The 15,973-nt window shown below is 65.5% G+C and carries 12 protein-coding genes and 3 tRNA genes; all 15 read right to left on the reverse strand.

The annotated features are described in order from the left end of the window. Nucleotides 1-612, reverse strand: a complete 612-nt coding sequence (locus RT91_RS05655; RefSeq protein ID WP_007422411.1) for an NAD(P)H-dependent oxidoreductase subunit E — start codon at nt 610-612, stop codon at nt 1-3. 3 nt (nt 613-615) lie between these two features. Further along, nucleotides 616-1,836 carry an NADH-quinone oxidoreductase subunit D gene (locus tag RT91_RS05660; protein ID WP_011941872.1) on the reverse strand — a complete coding sequence of 407 codons (1,221 nt, stop codon included), beginning with the start codon at nt 1,834-1,836 and terminating at the stop codon, nt 616-618. Continuing rightward, on the reverse strand, nt 1,833-2,474 hold the full coding sequence (locus RT91_RS05665) for an NADH-quinone oxidoreductase subunit C (protein ID WP_007422413.1): 642 nt from the start codon (nt 2,472-2,474) through the stop codon (nt 1,833-1,835). Before RT91_RS05665 ends, RT91_RS05660 begins: the two co-directional genes overlap by 4 nt. Continuing rightward, nucleotides 2,467-3,027 (reverse strand): NADH-quinone oxidoreductase subunit B family protein, encoded by a 561-nt coding sequence (locus tag RT91_RS05670; RefSeq protein WP_007422414.1) that lies wholly within the window; start codon nt 3,025-3,027, stop codon nt 2,467-2,469. The genes RT91_RS05665 and RT91_RS05670 overlap by 8 nt, the downstream gene beginning before the upstream one ends. Before the next feature lie 75 nt (nt 3,028-3,102). Beyond that, nucleotides 3,103-3,468 (reverse strand): NADH-quinone oxidoreductase subunit A, encoded by a 366-nt coding sequence (locus RT91_RS05675; protein WP_007422415.1) that lies wholly within the window; start codon nt 3,466-3,468, stop codon nt 3,103-3,105. A 184-nt stretch (nt 3,469-3,652) separates the two neighbouring features. Beyond that, nucleotides 3,653-3,729 (reverse strand) — tRNA-Asp (locus RT91_RS05680). Nucleotides 3,730-4,054: 325 nt separating this feature from the next. Further along, nucleotides 4,055-4,126: transfer RNA gene (locus tag RT91_RS05685), tRNA-Val, on the reverse strand. 77 nt (nt 4,127-4,203) lie between these two features. Further along, entirely contained in the window at nt 4,204-4,467 is a 264-nt protein-coding gene (locus RT91_RS05690) for an HU family DNA-binding protein (RefSeq protein ID WP_007422416.1), read from the reverse strand. A gap of 193 nt (nt 4,468-4,660) precedes the next feature. Then, nucleotides 4,661-7,102 carry an endopeptidase La gene (gene lon, locus RT91_RS05695; RefSeq protein ID WP_035186143.1) on the reverse strand — a complete coding sequence of 814 codons (2,442 nt, stop codon included), beginning with the start codon at nt 7,100-7,102 and terminating at the stop codon, nt 4,661-4,663. A gap of 135 nt (nt 7,103-7,237) precedes the next feature. After that, on the reverse strand, nt 7,238-8,494 hold the full coding sequence (clpX, locus tag RT91_RS05700; protein WP_011941871.1) for an ATP-dependent Clp protease ATP-binding subunit ClpX: 1,257 nt from the start codon (nt 8,492-8,494) through the stop codon (nt 7,238-7,240). 144 nt (nt 8,495-8,638) lie between these two features. Further along, a complete protein-coding gene (gene clpP / locus RT91_RS05705; protein WP_007422419.1) occupies nt 8,639-9,268 on the reverse strand; it encodes an ATP-dependent Clp endopeptidase proteolytic subunit ClpP in 630 nt (209 codons plus the stop codon). A 157-nt stretch (nt 9,269-9,425) separates the two neighbouring features. Continuing rightward, nucleotides 9,426-10,748, reverse strand: coding sequence for a trigger factor (gene tig / locus RT91_RS05710; protein WP_035186145.1), 1,323 nt, complete (start codon nt 10,746-10,748; stop codon nt 9,426-9,428). Nucleotides 10,749-10,815: 67 nt separating this feature from the next. Then, nucleotides 10,816-10,897 (reverse strand) — tRNA-Leu (locus RT91_RS05715). Between the two features lie 117 nt (nt 10,898-11,014). Then, nucleotides 11,015-12,979, reverse strand: a complete 1,965-nt coding sequence (locus RT91_RS05720; protein WP_240314208.1) for an autotransporter domain-containing protein — start codon at nt 12,977-12,979, stop codon at nt 11,015-11,017. Nucleotides 12,980-13,155: 176 nt separating this feature from the next. Continuing rightward, the gene (locus RT91_RS05725) at nt 13,156-15,972 is read right to left on the reverse strand and encodes a [protein-PII] uridylyltransferase (RefSeq protein WP_007422422.1); all 2,817 of its coding nucleotides are present in this window, start codon (nt 15,970-15,972) and stop codon (nt 13,156-13,158) included. Between the last annotated feature and the right edge of the window lies 1 nt (nt 15,973).

The following is a 15,973-nucleotide window of genomic DNA, read 5'->3' on the forward strand; positions in this document are numbered from 1 at the left end:
TCATTCCGCTCCGCTCACGGGCTTGGTGCCCCCGACGCCGAACAGCGTGGTCGGTCCGCCTTCCGGCGCCGAGGCCTGCCGCCCGATCGTCGAGCCCGCCGGCGGCACGTCGCCGGCGCGCAACCGCTCCAGCAGCGCCTCGGTGCGCGGCCCGTCGAGATCCTCGTAGACGTCGTCATTCACCTGCACCACCGGCGCGTTCACGCAGCACCCGAGGCACTCGACCTCCTCGATGCTGAACGTCTCGCCATCCGCCTCGGCGGCCTTGCGGCAGGCCGACATCACCTCATCCGACCCGCGCAGCCAGCACGGCGTCGTGGTGCAGACCTGGAGATGGAATTTTCCCACCGGCTTGGTGTGGAACATCGTGTAGAATGTGGCGACTTCATAGACCCGCATCGGCGGCATCGAGAGGCGCGCCGCAATCACGTCCATCGCCGTGCGCGGCACCCAGGCATGTCCCGTCTGCCGCGCCATCTGCCGCTGGGCGAGATCGAGCAGCGGCATTACCGCACTCGCCTGCCTGCCCTCGGGATATTTCGCGATGATCGAGGGGATCAGCGCCTCGCTCGTCTCATCGAAGCTGAAAGCCGGTTCCGTCATGTCGTTCATCTTTCAGCGATCCACTTCCCCGAACACAATGTCGATCGAGCCGAGCACGGCGATCGCATCGGCGAGGAGATGGCCTTTCGACATCAGATTCATCGCCTGCAGGTGGGAAAATCCGGTCGCGCGGATCTTGCACCGATAGGGCCGGTTGCTGCCATCGGCAACGAGATAGACCCCGAATTCCCCCTTCGGAGCTTCCACAGCGGTGTAGGTCGTGCCGGCTGGCACATGATAGCCCTCGGTATAGAGCTTGAAGTGATGGATCAGCGCTTCCATCGAGCGCTTCATCTCGGCGCGTTTCGGCGGCGTGATCTTGTGGTCCTGCACCTTGATCGGCCCTTCCGGCATCGCCTTCAGCGCCTGACGGATGATCTTCAGGCTCTCGGCCATCTCGCGGATCCGCACGAGATATCGGTCGAACGAATCGCCGTGCCGGCCGACGGGAATGTCGAAATCCACCTCGTCGTACTTGTCGTAGGGTTGCGCGCGCCGCAGGTCCCAGGCAATCCCCGAGGCGCGCAGATTGGGACCCGAGAACCCCATCGCCAGCGCGTCCTCCGCCGAAATCACCCCGATATCGACGAGGCGCTGGCGGAAAATCCGGTTCTCGTTCAGCAGGCTCTGCAGATCGTCGAGGAATTTCGGAAACTTCTCGCTCCATTCCCAGATCTGCTCGGCAAGACCCGTCGGCATGTCCTTCGAAACCCCGCCGGGACGGAAATAGTTCGCATGGAAGCGCGCGCCCGATACCGCCTCGTGAAAGGTCAGCAGTTTCTCCCGCTCCTCATAGCCCCAAAGGCTTGGAGACTGTGCGCCGATGTCCAGCGCCAAGTGAACGGCGTTCAGCAAATGATTGAGAATACGGGTAATCTCGGCAAACAGCACGCGGATCCACTGCGCACGTTCCGGCACCTTCACGCCGAGCAGCCGCTCGGTCGCGAGGGCGAAGGCGTGCTCGCAGCACATCGGGCTGACGTAATCGAGCCGGTCGAAATACGGCACCGCCTGGAGGTATGACTTGTATTCGATCAGCTTCTCTGTGCCGCGATGCAGCAGGCCGATATGCGGATCGGCGCGCGTCACCGTCTCGCCCTCAAGCTCCATGATCAGGCGCAGCACGCCATGCGTCGCCGGGTGCTGCGGGCCGACATTGACCGTATGACGGTCGTTGATGTCGATCACACGGCGCTCGGTCTCCTGTGTGCCGTTCTGCATCCCGCCGCTCATGCGTCAGACCCTCCGCGGGTGGCCTTCTCGTCGCCGGGGAGCGTGGTCATCGCCTCCCAGGGCGAGAGGAAATCGAAATTGCGGAATTCCTGCGTCAACGCAACCTTGTCGTAGACCACGCGCTTCTGCTCCTCGTCGTACCGGAGTTCGACATGGCCGGTCAGCGGGAAATCCTTGCGCATCGGATGCCCCTCGAAACCGTTATCGGTGAGAATCCGCCGGTGATCGACCAGCCCGTCGAAGCTCACGCCGAACAGGTCGAACACTTCGCGCTCCCACCAGGTCACCCCGGGCCAGATGTCGCTGACGCTCGGCACCGGCGCGGTCTCGTCCGTGGTGACGATCACGCGCAACCGGTCGTTTCGGGTCACGGACAGAAGGTTATAGACCACGTCGAACCGCTCGGCCCGCTCCGGCCAGTCGACGCCGCAGACATCCATGCACTGTTCGAAGGCGAATTGCGGGTTGTCGCGCAGGGTGCGCATCACCGCCGCCAGCGCAGCGCGGTCGACGGCAATGATCCGCTCATCGCGTTCCAGCACGACATCAGTGACGCCGTCGATGGCGCGCAGCAAGTCGCCGAACGGGTCGGCCGGGGCCTCGGGTGCGGGCGCTTCGGTCTGGTTGTCTTCACTCACGGAAAATGGTCCCCGTCCGGCGGATCTTCTTCTGCAACTGGGTGATGCCATAGACCAGCGCCTCCGCCGTGGGAGGACAGCCCGGCACGTAGATGTCCACCGGCACGATCCGGTCGCACCCCCGCACCACGGAGTAAGAGTAGTGATAGTACCCGCCGCCATTCGCGCAGCTTCCCATGGAGATGACCCAGCGCGGCTCGGGCATCTGGTCGTAGACCTTGCGCAGCGCCGGCGCCATCTTGTTGGTCAGCGTGCCGGCGACAATCATCACATCGCTCTGCCGCGGGGAGTTCCGGGGGATGATACCGAATCGGTCGAGATCCCAGCGCGGCATGTAGGCGTGGATCATCTCGACGGCACAGCACGCAAGGCCGAACGTCATCGGCCAGAGGCTGCCGGTTCGCGCCCAGTTCACCAGGCGGTCGAGATTGGCGACCACGAACCCCTTGCCGGCGATCTCGCCGGTAATGCCGCGAATGACCGCTTCCTGTTCGGCGCCGGGGTCCAGATGATCGCGATTCCAGGCAATGTCGGGTTGCTGCACGGCGTTCATGTCATGCCTTCCGCTTGGGCCACTTGCGGCCGGTTTGTCACTCGTTTCGTCCGGGTCGGGCGCCGGTGGTCCGGGCTACTCCCAGTCGAGCGCGCCCTTGCGCCATTCATAGATAAATCCGACGACCAGAATTGCCAGAAACCCCATCATCGACCAGAACCCCAACGCCCCGATTCGTGAAAGGCTCACCGCCCAGGGAAACAGGAACGCGATCTCGACGTCGAAAATGATGAAAAGGATCGCAACGAGATAATAGCGCACATCGAACTTGCGCCTCGCGTCGCTGAACGGTGCGAAACCGCATTCATATGCGCTGAGCTTTTCGCCATAGGGATTTTGCCGTGCGACGACGAGCGATCCGATGATGAACGCCGCGCCGAGCAGAGCCGCGATACCGATGAACACCAGGATGGGGAAGTAGACCGACAGATCCGACTGCATCGCGATTGCCCCCGTTACGCATCAGTGTTGTCCACCTGGCGGCAGACCGTCCGCCCTGCTCTCGGCGTGCCAGACGATGCGACTAAATCGCCGGAGACCCCATGCGGGTCCGGACGACAAAGAGCGCATCCTCTCATGTTCTTCCATGACTGATGGCACTGGATATCTGTGTCGATCAGCGCAATGGCGCGAGTGACGGGGCTCGAACCCGCGACCTCCGGCGTGACAGGCCGGCGCTCTAACCAACTGAGCTACACCCGCGTTGTGGGCACCTCCCTATAGCGGCGGCCGGGATGCGTCAAGCACCCGGATCGCGCGCATCGGAAGATCGCCCGCCCACGGACGTGTGGCGGCGCAAAAATCCCACCCGCCGGCGATGGCAACACGATGGCCGGATTGAGGCAAAACCTGTCCTGCGCGGCCTCCCGTCGACGTCTGCCCAAGGCTGCGCGCGGCGGCGGAAGAAAAATTCCGCTCCGACAGGTATTTACGCGATTCTGCTATGCGTCTGGATTAAGTCGACCGGCGGCACCGGGATCGAATCGGCGCGACCGATTCGCGTTCTTCGCGGAAGTCGCGGAACCAATGGGCGGTGACGGGATCGAACCGCCGACCCTCTCGGTGTAAACGAGACGCTCTACCTCTGAGCTAACCGCCCGGAATCCGCAGGCTGGTCCGGCATCCGGCAGACCTGCGGTCATCCAATCGGGCCGGATAATCCGGCCCGAATCAGCTTCAGTTCACGGCATCCTTGAGGCTCTTGCCCGGCTTGAACCGGACCGAGGTCGAGGCCGCGATCTGGATTTCCTCGCCGGTGCGCGGGTTGCGGCCGGTTGCCGCCTTGCGCTCGGCCGTGCCGAACGTGCCGAAACCGACCAGGCGCACCTCTTCCTTGCGCTTCAGAGCCTCCTCGATGGCGGCGAACACCGCATCCACTACCTCGGTGGCCTTGGCTTTCGAAAGGTCGGTCTTCTCCGCAACGTCTGCGACGAGATCCATTTTGTTCACGGGTCAGTCTCCCAGTTGGTGAAAACGGAATTAAAAACGGCCGGAACCATCCGAATCGGGTTCCATCCGGGCAATCCGTCAGGCGCCGCACACTAAAGGGGCCGGTTTCCTCCCGTCAACGAAGACAAGCGGAAAACCGGCCCCGAAACATCAATTCATGCCACGACGATGACGGCGAGGCACCTTAATGCGGCAGAACGGCGCCCGCCGCCTCATCCGCCGGGCGGGCGGCGACCGCTTCCACCGGCTCCTCCCACTCGATCGGCTCGGGTTTGCGCACCAGCGCCTCGGCGATCACCTCGTCGACATGCGAGACCGGAATGATCTTGAGCGATTTCTTCACGTTCTCGGGAATCTCCGCGAGATCCTTCTGGTTGTCCTTCGGGATCAGCACGGTGGTGATGCCGGCCCTGAGCGCGGCCAGCAGCTTCTCCTTGAGCCCACCGATCGGCAGCACCCGGCCGCGCAGCGTGATTTCGCCGGTCATGGCGATATCCTTGCGCACCGGGATTCCGGTGAGCACCGAGACGATGGAGGTCGCCATTGCGATGCCCGCCGAGGGACCGTCCTTCGGCGTCGCGCCTTCGGGCACGTGGACGTGAATGTCCCGCTTCTCGAAGATCGGCGGCTTGATGCCGAAACTGATCGCCCGCGAGCGGATGTAGGAAATCGCCGCCGAGACGCTCTCCTGCATGACGTCGCCGAGCTTGCCGGTCTGCTTCACATTGCCCTTGCCGGGCAGCAGCACGCTCTCGATGGTCAGGATCTCGCCGCCCACCTCGGTCCACGCCAGGCCGGTGACGACGCCGACCATATCCTCCGCCTCGGTCTCGCCGAAGCGGAACCGCGGCACGCCGGCGAACTTCTCGATGTTCTTCTTGGTGATCGCGACCTTGGTCACCTTCTTCGTGACGATTTCCTTCACCGCCTTGCGGGCAAGGTTGGCGATCTCGCGCTCGAGGTTACGCACCCCGGCCTCACGGGTATAGGTGCGGATCAGCTCGCGAACCGCATCGTCCGAAACGCTCCACTCGCCGTCCTTGAGCCCGTGCGCCTCGGCCTGCTTGCCGATCAGGTGCCGCTTCGCGATCTCGATCTTCTCGTCCTCGGTGTAGCCGGGGATGCGAATGATCTCCATGCGGTCAAGCAGCGGCTGCGGCATCCGCAGCGAGTTCGCGGTCGTCACGAACATCACGTCCGACAGGTCGTAATCGACCTCGAGGTAATGATCGTTGAACGTGCCGTTCTGCTCGGGGTCCAGCACTTCGAGCAGGGCCGAGGTCGGATCGCCCCGCCAGTCAGCACCGAGCTTGTCGATCTCGTCGAGCAGGAATAGCGGATTCGACGTCTTCGCCTTCTTCATGCCCTGGATGATCTTGCCGGGCATCGAGCCGATATAGGTCCGGCGGTGGCCGCGGATTTCAGCCTCGTCGCGCATTCCGCCGAGCGACATCCGCACGAAATTGCGTCCCGTCGCCTTAGCGATCGACTTGCCGAGGGAGGTCTTGCCCACGCCGGGCGGGCCGACGAGGCAGAGGATCGGCCCCTTGAGCTTCGGGCTACGCGACTGCACGGCCAGATACTCGATGATCCGCTCCTTGACCTTGTCGAGGCCATAATGGTCGGCGTCGAGCACGCGCTCGGCCTCGATCACGTCGTTCTTGATCTTGGCGCGCTTCTTCCAGGGAATGCCGAGCAGCCAGTCGAGATAGTTGCGCACCACCGTCGCCTCGGCACTCATCGGGCTCATCGTCCTGAGCTTCTTGAGCTCGGCCATGGCCTTGTCGCGCGCTTCCTTGGAGAGCTTGGTGGTGCGGATCTTCTCCTCGAGTTCCGCGGTCTCGTCCTTGCCTTCCTCGCCCTCGCCCAACTCCTTCTGAATCGCCTTGAGCTGCTCGTTCAGGTAGTATTCGCGCTGCGTCTTCTCCATCTGCCGCTTCACGCGGTTGCGGATGCGCTTTTCCACCTGCAGCACGCCGATTTCGGCTTCCATGTGCGCGAAGACGCGCTCCAGCCGCTCGGTGACGGATCCTGTTTCCAGCAATTCCTGCTTGTCGGCGATCTTCAGGCCGAGATGGCTGGCGATCGTATCGGCAAGCTTCGACGGGTCGTCGATCTGGTTGATCGAAACGAGAACTTCCGGTGCGATCTTCTTGTTGAGCTTGATATACTGCTCGAACTGCGACACAACCCCGCGGGCCAGACCCTCGAGTTCCTTGCCCCCGGTCACGATCTCGTCCAGCGGCTGAGCCGTCACCTCGAAATGACTGTCCACCTCGTGGAACTTCGTGATTCGGGCCCGGCGCACGCCTTCGACCAGCACCTTCACCGTTCCGTCCGGTAGCCTGAGCAGTTGCAGCACGGTCGAAATCGTGCCGACATCATAGATATCGTTGGCGGACGGGTCGTCCTGCTGCGCGTTCTTCTGGGCCACCAGCAGGATCTGCTTGTCGTCCTTCATCACCCCTTCGAGGGCGCGAACCGACTTCTCGCGGCCGACGAAGAGCGGCACGATCATGTGCGGAAACACGACGATATCGCGCAGCGGCAGCACCGCCAGCGTCTCGCCGTCCTGCGGCACCGCGACAAGGGCGGTTTTGGGTTTCTTCGGGTCGGTCTCTGACATCAGACTACCTTTCGATAAGCGGCGCGCCCTGCCCGAAAGCGGCACAGGGCGCGGTGCCGGGCGATCCGGCCACGTTCGGTATATTGGGCGGCCCCCGGTGCGCCGCAATCCCGCGGCACGACCGGGCCGGCTCCCTCAGGAGCCGGTTTCAGCGCGTTCCTTGCCATGCAGGAAAAGCGGATTTGCCCGCCCCTCGGCTACTTCGCCGTTGATCACGACCTCTTCGACCGAGTCGAGGCCCGGGAGGTCGAACATCGTCTCGAGCAGGATGTTTTCCATGATCGACCGCAGGCCACGCGCCCCGGTCTTGCGCTGGATCGCACGGGCGGCGACCACTTTCAGCGCGTCTTCGGTGAAGTTGAGCTTCACGCCCTCCATTTCGAAAAGGCGGCCGTATTGCTTGACAAGCGCGTTCTTCGGCTTGGTAAGGATCTCGATCAGCGCCGCCTCGTCGAGGTCCTCGAGCGTCGCAACGACGGGCAGACGGCCAATGAATTCGGGGATCAGGCCGAACTTCAGCAGATCCTCGGGCTCGACTTCGCGCAGGATCGCGCCGGTGCGCTGCTCCGTCGGGTCGCGCACATCGGCGCCGAAGCCGATTCCCGACCCCTTGCCACGCTGTGCGATGATCTTCTCCAGCCCGGCGAACGCGCCGCCGCAGATGAAGAGGATGTTGGTGGTATCAACCTGGAGGAACTCCTGTTGCGGATGCTTCCGCCCGCCCTGCGGCGGCACCGAGGCCACCGTCCCTTCCATGATCTTGAGCAGCGCCTGCTGCACGCCCTCGCCGGATACGTCGCGCGTGATCGAGGGGTTGTCGGACTTGCGGCTGATCTTGTCGACCTCGTCGATATAGACGATGCCGCGCTGCGCCCGCTCGACATTGTAATCCGCGGCCTGCAGCAGTTTGAGGATGATGTTCTCGACATCCTCGCCGACATATCCCGCCTCGGTCAGGGTCGTCGCGTCCGCCATGGTGAACGGCACGTCGAGAATCCGGGCCAGCGTCTGGGCGAGCAGCGTCTTGCCCGAGCCGGTGGGCCCGACCAGCATGATGTTCGACTTCGCGATCTCGATGTCGTTGTTCTTCTGCGCGTGCGCCAGCCGCTTGTAGTGGTTGTGCACGGCAACACTGAGAATCCGCTTGGCGTGATCCTGCCCGATCACGTAATCGTCCAGCACCTTGCAGATTTCGCGGGGCGTCGGCACGCCGTCGCGCGTTTTCACGAGGTGCGTCCGGTTATCCTCGCGAATGATGTCCATGCAAAGTTCGACGCATTCATTGCAGATGAATACCGTCGGCCCCGCGATCAGCTTGACCACTTCGTGCTGCGACTTGCCGCAAAACGAGCAATACAGGGTGTTCTTCGAGTCTCCGGACTTCGTGCTCATCTATGCTCCAGCCGCGCCGCCGGAGGCGGCGGCGCATCAATCAGGGGACCGAGATTAAACCCCATGTCCCGCCGGCACAAGCATTACGGTCATTGCGCCGCATTCCCGGGTCGGCTTCCGGGGAACGCGGCGCCAGACCCTGCCTTACTTCGAGTCCTTGGCCGGCTTCTTTTCCACAACCTCGTCGACCAGGCCGAATTCCTGCGCCTCGTTGGCCGACATGAAGCGGTCGCGCTCCAGCGCCTGCTCGATCGCCTCGAGCGACTGGCCGGTATGAGTAACATAGATATCGTTCAGCCGCCGCCGCAAGGTCAGGATCTCGCGGGCCTGGATTTCGATATCCGAAGCCTGGCCCTGCGCCCCGCCCGAGGGCTGGTGCACCATGATCCGTGAATTCGGCAGGGCGAAGCGCTTGCCCTTCTCGCCGGCGGCGAGCAGCAGGCTGCCCATCGAGGCCGCCTGGCCGATGCAGACGGTCGAGACCGGCGACTTGATGTATTGCATCGTGTCGTAGATCGCGAGGCCGGCGGAGACGACGCCACCGGGGCTGTTGATGTAGAAGGCGATCTCCTTCGACGGGTTCTCGCTTTCGAGGAACAGCAGCTGGGCCGCGATCAGCGAGCCGACCTGGTCATAGACCGGGCCGGTAAGGAAGATGATCCGCTCCTTCAGCAAGCGCGAAAAGATGTCATAGGAGCGCTCGCCCCGCGCGGTCTGCTCGACCACCATGGGCACGAGGCTGTTCATGTAGATCTCGGTGGGATCGCGATCCATCGGCATCTGTCTCCAAGTCGGGGCCGGACGCACCGCACCCGCATGAAATCGTGTCCTGTCGGGCGCGGCCGCCGCCGAATCACGGCCGGCGCCGCGCCCACAGACGTCTAAGATGAGCCGGGAACAGGGCGGCGTCCACCCCCGGGTGAAAAAGAGATCAGTCGTCGGTGTCGGCGAACAGGGCCTCGGCCGAAACCTCCTCGTCGGTCACGGTCGCGAGTTCCAGCGCGTAGTCGACAACCTTGTCCTCGAAGATCGGCCCGCGCAGCCGGTCCAGCGCGCGCGGGTTCTTCTGGTAGAACTCCATGATCATCTTTTCCTGGCCGGGGAACTGCTGCATCTCCGCGATCATTGCGCGGCGCATGTCCTGCTCGGTGATCTGCACGTTGTTGGTGCGGCCGATTTCGGCCACCAGCAGGCCCAGCTGCACACGGCGTTCCGCGATCGCGCGGTAGTCGGCGCGCAGCGTCTCCTCGTCCTTGCCGGCGTCCTCCTCATCGAGGCGGCCAGCCTGCTTCTCGGCCTCGACCTGCCGCCAGATCTCGGCGAACTCGGCGTCGACCAGCGAGGCCGGCGCCGGGAAATCGGCCTGCTCGGCCAGCTTGTCGAGCAGCGCGCGCTTGACCTTCAGCCGCGAGGCGCCGGCGCGGGACTGTTCCAGCCGGTCGGCGAAGAACTTGCGGAACTCGGCGAGGTTCTCGAAGCCGTTGGCCTCGGCGAACGCGTCGTCGATCACCGGCGCCACGCGCCGCTTCAGCGCCTTGGCGGTGATGTCGAACGTCGCTTCCTTCCCGGCCAGCTCGGCGGCGTGGTACTGCTCGGGGAAGGTCACGGTGATTACCTTCGTCTCGCCGGCCTTCATGCCCTCCATCTGCTCGGCGAAGCCGGGAATGAAGCCCGAGCCGCCCAGCTCGATATCGGTGTCGGTGCCGGCACCGCCCTCGAAGGGCACGCCATCGCGCTTGCCGAGGAAATCGACGGTGAGGATATCGCCGGTTGCCGCCGGGCGGTCTTCCGTGACCACCTCGGTCTCGGCGCGCTGCTCGGCGAAGCGCGCGATCGCCTCGTCGATCTCCGCCTCGGTCACCGGCGCCTTCGGCCTGGTCAGGCTGATCGCCTTCAGGTCCGGAATCGTCACCTCCGGCAGCACTTCGAGCTCGACGGTGAATTCGAGGTCGGAATCGGGTTCGGCACGGACGACCTCGACCTTCGGCTGCACCGCCGGGCGCAGGCTGCGGTCATTGATCATCCGTTCGGTCGCCTCGTTCACCGAAGCTTCCATCACCTCGGCGGCCACCGCGTCGCCGAAGCGCTTGCGCACCATCGACAGCGGCACCTTGCCCGGGCGGAACCCCGGCATCTGCATCGTCTTCGACAGCTCGGCGAGGCGCTTCTCGCGCTTCTCGCTCAGATCGCTGCCCGGCACGACGACGGTAAAGCCGCGCTTCAGCCCCTCGGTGAGGGTTTCGGTAACCTGCATGTCCAAACCAATCCTTACGTTACGCCATTTCCCACGCGCCGTGCGGGCACGGCAGATCGACCCCGTCTGCGGGCGGAGGGACTTGAACCCCCATGGCTCGCGCCACCAGAACCTAAATCTGGCGTGTCTACCAGTTCCACCACGCCCGCCCGAACCGGACCAGCAGGCCAAGCGCGTTCAATTCCGCGCATGGCCGGTCGGCGCGGACTAGCGCGCTTTGCCGTCCGCGACAAGCGAGGACGGCAAACTGCGTGCGCGCCCGTTGCTCAGAAGCGCCAGCGCAGCCCGGCGCTGACCATCCGCTGCTCGCCGGCGCGGCGCGCGAAGGTCGTCGCAAGGTCGACCGTTGCCGAAAGCCTGCCGGCGAGCCGCGCCGTGACACCGGCATCGGCCACGCCCCACATCGTCGACAACTGCGGATAGGTCGTAGTCAGGCCGACCAGCGGCTCGTCGGTGAAGACGCTGGCGAACTGCCCCGGCGCACCGGCGATCGAGGCCTGCATGCCGATCGAGCCATGCGGCCGAATCGCGACACCGCCCAGCCTGACCCGCGCCGAAGCCGCAAGCCCGGCGCCGAACAGCACGCGCCCGAAATCCTGGCCGCCGACCGCCATGATCAACGCCGGGTCGCCCTGCTCGGTATACGGGTCGACATGCGCTTCGGTCGCATCGAGCCCCACTGTCGGGCCGAACGCTACGACACCGCGATGCAGCACATAGCCCGCCTGTATTGTGGCGCCGAGCGTATGGCCGCGGGGCGAGGCGGTGATCGGCGCCAGCACGCCCGGCCGGCTGATCCGGCCGAACCGGTCGAGGCCGTAATCGAGCTGGGCGTCGAGATAGAGGTGGCGGCTATGCGCGGCGAGATAGGCGGCAAACTGGTAGGCATCGGCATCCAGGCGCTCGCCCCCGTTCACCGTCGCGCTTTCCCGCGCATACCCGAACGCGAGGCCGGCGGCGAGATGGCGGGTGAAGCGGTAATCCGCGCCGGCGGTCACCGTGCCGATCTGGTCATGGAAGCCGAGGCTGCCCGGCGCCGCCGCCCGCGCGCCGAACCCGTAGCCGCCGGTCACGAAAACCGACAGAGCGTGCCCATTGCCCGGCATCTCCATCGGCCCGGTATCGCCCGCCGCCGCATCGGCCAGCATCGGCCCGCCGGCGAGATCGACTGTCAGCCCCCCGGCGCCGTGGCGCAGCGCGTCCATCCTCGCGCCGATCGTCTGCGCGAAGGCCGCGGCGCCGGCATCGAGCAGCCGTGCCGGCACGGACAGCGACTGGAACCCGTTCAGCGCGCTCGCGACATATTCGGCGATCACCTGGTGCCCGTGCGTGGTCGGGTGCACGTTCCACCAGAGATACTGGTTCTGCACCGAGGCCGGCGCATAGGCGCAGGCGGAACTTGCCGAGGCGAAGCAGGCGTCGGTCACGTTGGTGAAGCCATAGGCAGCCGGATTGGCGCTGATCTCGGAGAAGATCTGCTGCTGGTCGATCAGGAGGATGTTGATCCCGAGCGAGGCATGCAGCTGCCCCGCCAGGGTCGCGAGCCCCGCATTATGCGCGGCGATGATCTGGTCGCCGAGGGCTACGAGCTGCGGCGTGCCGTTCACCGTCGGCACATTGCCGAAGGGCACGAGATTCTGCAGCACGACCTGCCGCGCGCCGAGCGCGGCCACCTGCCCGATCGCCTGCCCGGTCTGGGCGAGCACGGTGCTCACGTTCTGGCTGACGATCTGCTGCGCATTCGCCGGGTCCGCCCCGACCAGCGTCTCGGTGGCGAAATAATTATTCCCGCCGATCCAGATCCCCACCACATCGGAAGGCGAAAAATGCCCTCCCGATGCGGCAAAGCCCTGGATTTCCTGCAATTCGTTCGGCAGGCCGGGAAGCAAGGTCGACGGGAAATTGACGAGATTGTTGTAGGTCACGCCATTGACCACCAGCGGCCCGGCAAAGGCGCCGCCCACCGCATAGTCGTTGGAGGGCTTGAAATTCAGCCCGGTCAGCCCGGGCAGGTATTCCGCCCAGACCGGCCCGTTCGAGAACCGGAAGCCGACATAGGGCGGCCCCGGATAGGGAACGCCGGTCAGCCGCGGAATGTTGCCATTATCGCTCAGGCTGTCGCCGAACACGTAAAGACTGCCCGGCGCCTGCGCCCTCGCCGGCGCCAGCCCGATGAACCCGGCCGCGAGCGCGCCTATCGCCAGTCTCCGAACGCATGTCTCGAATGTCATTTCGCTCCCCATTGTTCATCCCGCATCCGGCTCATTCAGGCCGGTTTCGACAGGATATTTCCCAATAGGGAGTATCTATGCCGCAGACGAAACAACCCGGTCAAACAAAAATCTCGTGTGCGAGGCTTTCGTGAGCCAGATAATTCCGTCGCGGATAAAGTGGCTGGGGCTGCCGTTCAGGACGCGGCGGTCACCTCATGCGGCCGCCCGGCCAGCGCCTCGATCAGCGCGCTGCGAAGCTGCGCGAGCTTGCGCTCGTTCTGCACCTTCAGGCCGAACACATCCTTCACGTAGAACACGTCGACGGCGCGCACCCCGTAGGTGGTGATATGCGCCGAGGCGATCTGCAGCCCCTGCGAGGTGATGGCGGCGGTGACGTCGTGCAGCAGGCCCGGCCGGTCGCGGCCGTTCACTTCAATAACGGTGTGCCGGTTCGAGGCGCTGTTGTCGACGACGACGCGCGGCGGCACGTGGATCGCCCGCATCCGCCCGCCGACGACGCTGTTCGCCGCCTTCTCGATCTCGGTCGCCAGCCGCAGCCGGCCCGAGAGCACCTGTTCGATCACGGCGGAAATCTTCGCCAGCCGGTGCGGCGCCTCTAGCGAACCGCCGCCGGCGTCCTGGATCCAGAACGTGTCGAGCGCCATGCCATCGGTCAGCGTGTGGATCCGCGCATCGACGATCGTCGCCCCGGCGACCGCGAGGGCACCGGCGATGCGGCTGAACAGCCCCGCATGGTCGGCGGTATAGACCACGACCTCGGTGACCGACCGCGCCGGCAGCGGCTCGGCGGCGACGGTCAGCGGCACGTCGCGATGGCGGGCATCGCGGATCATCCGCCCGTGGCGGGCGATGCTTTCGGGGTCGAAGCCGAGCCAGTAGCCCGGATACCCCATGTTGAGGAATTCCTCGCGGTCGGCGTCCGGCCAGTCGGCGAGCAGCTCCGCGACCATCTGCTTGACGCGGGCAACGCGGACATCGCGCTCGGTGGTCGCAAGCCCGCCCTCCAGCACCTCGGCGACGCGGGCATAGATCTCGCGCAGCAGCGTCGCCTTCCAGCCGTTCCACACCTTGGGCGAGACGGCGCGGATGTCCGACACCGTCAGGATCAGCAGCAGCCGCAGCCGCTCGGGCGACTGCACGACGTCGGCGAGGTCGAGGATCGTCTTCGGATCGTCGATGTCGCGTGAAAACGCCGTCTGGCTGAGCAGCAGATGATGCAGCACCAGCCAGGAGACCATCTCGGTCTCCTCCGGTTCGAGTCCGAGCGCGGGGCCGATGGTCAGCGCCAGTTCCGCGCCGATCTCCGAATGGTCGCCCCCCCTGCCCTTCGCGATGTCATGCAGAAGCAGCGCGACATAGAGCGCCCGGCGCGACTGCACGTGATGCGCCAATCCGCTGGCCACCGGCACGATTTCCGAAAGCTCGCCGCGCTCGATCGCATTCAGCACCCCGATCGCGTGGATCGTGTGCATGTCGACCGTGTAGACATGATAGGAATCGAACTGCATCTGGCCGACGATCCGCCGCCAGTCGGGCAGGTAGCGCCCCAGCGCGCCGGTTTCGTTGAGGATCGCGAGCCATTGCGCGCCGTCCTGCCGCGGATCGTCGTTGCCGCAGAGCAGGTCGAGAAACAGCGAGGCCGCCTGCGGATCCGTGCGCAACTCCGCGGTGCGCCGCGCGCCGCGGATCATCGCGCGGAGCGCGAGCGGATGCAGTTTCAGCCCCCGGTCGCGCGCCACCTGGAGGATGCGCAGCAACTGGATCGGCTCGGCCATCGGTTCGCGGCCGGCGACGAACAGGATCTTGCCGTCCGCCAGCACGAAACCGGCGTCCAGCAGCGCCGCGTCGGTCGCCGGCGCGATCGCGGGCGGTCCGAGCGCCGCGCGCACCACGGCGGGTTCGAGAACGCCGGTCACCCGCGCGACCTCGCGCACCACCAGGAAGTAGTGGCGCATGAACCGCTCGACGCCATCCTGCCGCCCATGCCGCGTATAACCCATGCGCGCGCCGATCACCGGCTGCAGGTCGAAGGTCAGCCGCTCCTCGGCGCGGCCGGCGACATAGTGCAGGTGAAAGCGCACGGTCCAGAGATAGTCCCAGGCCCGCTTGCAGGCGCGCGCCTCGGTGGCGCTGAGAATGCCGCCACCGGGCGCGCCGGGGCCGACCAGCTCGGTCATCGCGAAGGTGCCGAACACGTAGCGGGCGAGCCAGTAGAGCGTCTGCAGGTCGCGCAGCCCGCCCTTGCCCTCCTTGATGTTGGGCTCGACCATGAACGGCGTGTCGCCGAAGCGCTTGTGGCGGGCGGCGCGTTCGGCCTGCTTCGCGGCGATATAGCCGGCCGGGCTGCCGGCGGCGCAATCCTGCCGGAAGGCCTGCTGGAAATGCGCGAACAGCGGCCGGTCGCCGGCGATGCAGCGGGCATCGAGCAGCGAGGTGCGGATCGTGCTGTCACCCTGCGCCTCGGTCAGACAATCGGCGGTCGATCGCGTGGCGTGGCCCACCTTCAGCCCGAGGTCCCAGAGGAAATACAGGATGAACTCCACAGCCCGCTGGATCCGCGCCGAGGGTTCGTTGTCGGTGAGGAACAGCAGGTCGATATCGCTGAACGGCGCGAGCGTGGCGCGGCCATAGCCGCCGGTCGCCGCGACGGCGAGCCGGTCGCCGGGCTCCACCGGCAGCAGGTCGATCGAATAGCCGATCAGCGCCGCGATGAACTCGTCCATCAGGCCGGAGAGCAGGCGCGCGGCAGCGAGGCCAGACATGTCGCCGCGTTCGAACCGGGTCTGCACATGGGTCTGCAGCCGCGCCAGCTGGCGGCGGAAGATGCCGAGCGCCGTCTCCCGCGGCGGCGGCGCGCCGCGCGGCAAAAGGCGCGCCAGCTCGGCGCCGATATCGGGGCGGCCGATCACCGCCTCCTTCGGCGGTGGCGGGATCACGGCTGCCGGCATGGCGGGCGGAACGTCGCGCGGCGGCTGGGTGGTGTTCGACATG

Source organism: Acidiphilium sp. JA12-A1 (assembly GCF_000724705.2).
GTDB lineage: Bacteria > Pseudomonadota > Alphaproteobacteria > Acetobacterales > Acetobacteraceae > Acidiphilium > Acidiphilium multivorum.

What these genes read in the sequence shown, in the direction of transcription:
- RT91_RS05690 (WP_007422416.1), bottom strand. Translation starts at nt 4,467, where the DNA reads ATGGATCTCGTCGCAGACGTTGCGGAGAAGACCGACCTTTCGAAAGCC.
- tig (WP_035186145.1), bottom strand. Translation starts at nt 10,748, where the DNA reads ATGCAGGTTACCGAAACCCTCACCGAGGGGCTGAAGCGCGGCTTTACC.
- RT91_RS05670 (WP_007422414.1), bottom strand. Translation starts at nt 3,027, where the DNA reads ATGAACGCCGTGCAGCAACCCGACATTGCCTGGAATCGCGATCATCTG.
- RT91_RS05660 (WP_011941872.1), bottom strand. Translation starts at nt 1,836, where the DNA reads ATGAGCGGCGGGATGCAGAACGGCACACAGGAGACCGAGCGCCGTGTG.
- clpX (WP_011941871.1), bottom strand. Translation starts at nt 8,494, where the DNA reads ATGAGCACGAAGTCCGGAGACTCGAAGAACACCCTGTATTGCTCGTTT.
- RT91_RS05725 (WP_007422422.1), bottom strand. Translation starts at nt 15,972, where the DNA reads ATGTCGAACACCACCCAGCCGCCGCGCGACGTTCCGCCCGCCATGCCG.
- lon (WP_035186143.1), bottom strand. Translation starts at nt 7,102, where the DNA reads ATGTCAGAGACCGACCCGAAGAAACCCAAAACCGCCCTTGTCGCGGTG.
- RT91_RS05720 (WP_240314208.1), bottom strand. Translation starts at nt 12,979, where the DNA reads ATGACATTCGAGACATGCGTTCGGAGACTGGCGATAGGCGCGCTCGCG.
- RT91_RS05675 (WP_007422415.1), bottom strand. Translation starts at nt 3,468, where the DNA reads ATGCAGTCGGATCTGTCGGTCTACTTCCCCATCCTGGTGTTCATCGGT.
- clpP (WP_007422419.1), bottom strand. Translation starts at nt 9,268, where the DNA reads ATGGATCGCGATCCCACCGAGATCTACATGAACAGCCTCGTGCCCATG.
- RT91_RS05655 (WP_007422411.1), bottom strand. Translation starts at nt 612, where the DNA reads ATGAACGACATGACGGAACCGGCTTTCAGCTTCGATGAGACGAGCGAG.